This is a genomic window from Candidatus Cardinium sp. cByotN1, from assembly GCF_022810525.1.
In the GTDB taxonomy this organism is placed as follows: Bacteria; Bacteroidota; Bacteroidia; order Cytophagales; family Amoebophilaceae; genus Cardinium.
Map to the genome: position 1 here is coordinate 1 of NZ_JAACGG010000173.1, position 4145 is coordinate 4145.

The following is a 4145-nucleotide window of genomic DNA, read 5'->3' on the forward strand; positions in this document are numbered from 1 at the left end:
CCTCCGTGTATATCCTTAATTTAGAGTCAGCTATAAGTCTGCAACAGGCTTTCAATAAACGAGTAACAGATACCATAGTTGCCTGGGGCAAGATGTTATCCCAACTAGCTTGCCGGCCAAGAAAATCCAATACTGCTAAAAATATATCATCTTGGGTATGATCCGATGCAGATAATAAATTACTATGATCTATACACAAAAACCTAGAAAAAGAAGCAATTAGTTCAACAAGTTCTTGAACAGTAGCAGCATCAAAAATTAATTGTTCCTTGATTATATGAACAGCAATATGTAAACACCCATCTTTACTATCTGCTTGATCCTTAAATTTAGAGAACCCATTTACTAGACTGGATAAGCCTTGTGAAGTAAACGATGCTAGATATCCATTATTTTCCTTGATTTTTTGATTGATGTATTTGGCAATTTCTTGACAAGCATTTTGGGTATTTGCTTGTTCGCTCTATTTAGAAAACCCATTGACTAGAATGGCTAACTCTTGTGCATTAAATTGGTTAAGATAGCTATTATTTTCCTTGATTTTTTTGTTGATGTATTTGGCAATTTCTTGACAGGCATCTTGGGTATCTTCTTGTTCTCTCCATTTAGCGAACCCATTGACTAGATTAGCTAACTCTTGTGCATTAAATTGGTTAAGATAGTTATTATTTTCCTTGATTTTTTTGTTGATGTATTTGGCAATTTGTTGACAAGCATCTTTTGTGTTTGCTTGATCCTTCCATTTAGCGAACCCATTGACTAGATTGGCTAAGCCTTGTGCATTAAATCCGTTAAGATATGTATCCTCTTTCTTGATTTTTTGATTGATGTATTTGGCAATTTGTTTACAAGCATTTTGGGGATCTGCTTGTTCTTGCCATTTAGTAAACCCATTGACTAGATTGGCTAAGCCTTGTGGGTCAAACACTTCTAGATAGTTATTATTTTCCTTGATTTTTTGATTGATGTATTTAGCAATTTGTTTACAAGCATATTTGGTATCTTTTTGTTCTTTCCATTTAGAAAACCCATTGACTAGATTCGCCAATTGTTGTGGAGTAAATGATTTTAAATATGTATCCTCTTCCTTGATTTTTTGATTGATATACTTGGCAATTTGTTTACAAGCATATTTGGTATCTTCTTGATCGTTCCATTTAGCAAACCCATTGACTAGAATGGCTAAGCCTTGTGCATTAAATCCGTTAAGATATGTATCCTCTTCCTTGATTTTTTTGTTGATGTATTTGGCAATTTGTTTACAAGCATATTTGATATCTTCTTGATCATTCCATTTAGAGAATCCATTGACTAGATTCGCCAACTGTTGTGGAGTAAATGATTTTAAATATGTATCCTCTTTCTTGATTTTTTGATTGATGTATTGCGCAATTTTTGCACAAGCATGTTGGGCGTCTTCTTGATCTCTAAATTTAGAAAACCCATTCACCAGAATGTATAAGCCTTGTGAGTCAAACGATTCTAGATACCTATTATTGTTCTTGGTTTTTTGATTGATATATTGCGCAATTTTTTGACAGGCATCTTTGCTGTTTTCTTGTTCTTTCCATTTAGCGAACCCATTCACTAGATTGAATAATCCTTGTGGAGTAAATGATTTTAAATATGTATCCTCTTTCTTGATTTTTTGATTGATGTATTGCGCAATTTTTTGACAAGCATCTTTACTGTCTTTTTGATCCTTAAATTTAGAGAGCCCATTTACTAGATTGGATAAATGTTGTGAAGTAAACGCTTCTAGATATGTATTATTTTCCTTGATTTTTTTGTTGATATATTGGGCAATTTTTTCACAAGCATATTGGGGATCTTCTTGATCCTTAAATTTAGAGAATCCATTAACTAGATTGGCTAACTCTTGTTTATTAAATGCTTCTAGATATGTATTATTTTCCTTGATTTTTTTGTTGATGTATTGGGCAATTTCTTGACAGGCATTTTGTGTATCTTCTTGTTCGCTCCATTTAGAGAATCCATTGACTAGATTGGCCAACTCTTGTTTATTAAAGGATGTTAGATATGTATTATTTTCCTTGATTTTTTTGTTGATGTATTGGGCAATTTTTTGACAGGCATTTTGTGTATCTTCTTGTTCGCTCCATTTAGAGAATCCATTGACTAGATTGGTTAAGCCTTGTGGGTCAAACGCTTCTAAATATGTATTATTTTCCTTGATTTTTTTGTTGATGTATTGGGCAATTTTTTCACAAGCATGTTGGGTATTTGCTTGATCGCTCCATTTAGAGAATCCATTGACTAGATTGGCTAAGCCTTGTGGGACAAACGCTTCTAGATATGTATTATTTTCCTTGATTTTTTTGTTGATGTATTTAGCAATTTTTTGACAGATATGCTTGCTGTTTTCTTGATCTTTCCATTTAAAGAACCCATTTACTAGATTAGCTAAGCCTTGTGGGTCAAACGCTTCTAGATATGTATTATTTTCCTTGATTTTTTTGTTGATGTATTGGGCAATTTTTTGACAGGCATTTTGTGTATCTTCTTGTTCGCTCCATTTAGAGAATCCATTTACTAGATTGGCTAAATGTTGTGAAGTAAACGCTTCTAGATATGTATTATTTTTCTTGACTTTGAGACTGATGTATTTAGCAATTTGTTTACAAGTATTTTGGGTATTTTCTTGATCTTTCCATTTAGAGAACCCATTGACTAGATTAGCTAACTCTTGTGCATTAAATCTGTTAAGATATGTATCCTCTTGATTGATTTTTTTGTTGATATATTTGGCAATTTGTTTACAAGTATTTTGGGTATTTTCTTGATCTTTCCATTTAGAGAACCCATTGACTAGATTAGCTAAGCCTTGTGGGTTAAACGTTTCTAGATATGTATTATTTTCCTTGATTTTTTTGTTGATGTATTGGGCAATTTCTTGACAGGCATTTTGGGTATTTTCTTGATCTTTCCATTTAGCGAACCCATTTACCAGATTGGCTAAGCCTTGTGGGTCAAACGCTTCTAGATATGTATTATTTTCCTTGATTTTTTGATTGATGTATTGCGCAATTTTTTGACAGGCGTCTTTGCTGTCTTTTTGCTTTTTCCATTTAGAGAATCCATTGACTAGATTCGCCAACTGTTGTGGAGTAAATGATTTTAAATATCTATCCTCTTTCTTGATTTTTTCCTTGATGTATTTGGCAATTTGCTGACAGGCATGTTTGGTATCTTTTTGATCCTTAAATTTAGAGAACCCATTGACTAGATTGGCTAAAGCTTGTGGGTCAAGCGATATTAGATACCTATTATTTTCCTTGATGTATTTGGCAAGCTTTTCACAAGTATGTTGGATTATTTCGTTCCTAGGCCATTTGCTAAATCCATTGACTAATAAGGATAATGATTGAGAGTGATAGGTTGCTACCTCTTCATAAGATTTATTAATATGCTTTGCAATTTTTTGACAGGCTTTTTGGATTATTTCGTTCCTAGGCCATTTGCTAAATCCATTCACTAATAAGCATAATGATTGGGGGACATAGGTTGCTACTTCTTCATAAGACTCATTAATATATTGAGCCATTTTTTGACAGGCTTGTTGCATGATTTTGTTCCGAGACCATTTGCTAAATCCGTTGACTAACATGGACAAATCTTTTCCATTAAACGATTCTAACTCTTGTAAATCTATGTTAGCTATAGTTTTAGCCAACTGTTCACAGGAGTCTTCGTTTTGGTTAGGCTTCTTGCTTAGTTGATTGACTGCTAGGGCTAAATTTTTTGGTGTTAGAGAGACGAAAGGATATAGATTGTCTCGGCTATAGCTTTTTCTGAAGGTATTATTATAATTATTAGTTGCTATGCTTCTATAAGAACTATAATTATGCACTTGATAGTTATACGCTTGATCGTATTTAGTTCTTTTTGCATTCGTTTCACGAATATCCTCTATGGGTCTTTTATAAGGACCATTTTGTGCACGATTGTTTCTTATCTTTCTATCATACCGATTATTAGGGAATTGATAGTCACGCGCTTGTTTAAATCTTTTTGGGTTACTGTCTATATCAGGTTCTCTAGGTCTTTTTTTACTTTGTTCTCGTAAAACACAGCTATTAGGATAGGGATACGTTTGATTGGATCTATTGGATGGTTTTCGACTA

1 protein-coding gene is annotated in these 4145 nt (G+C 33.2%); it reads right to left on the minus strand.

Going from position 1 to position 4145, the window contains the following annotated elements; genetic code table 11:
• Positions 1–463 precede the first annotated feature (463 nt).
• On the minus strand, positions 464–4145 hold a 3682-nt coding region (locus MUW73_RS04265), incomplete at its 5' end, for a DUF1601 domain-containing protein (RefSeq protein WP_243575298.1).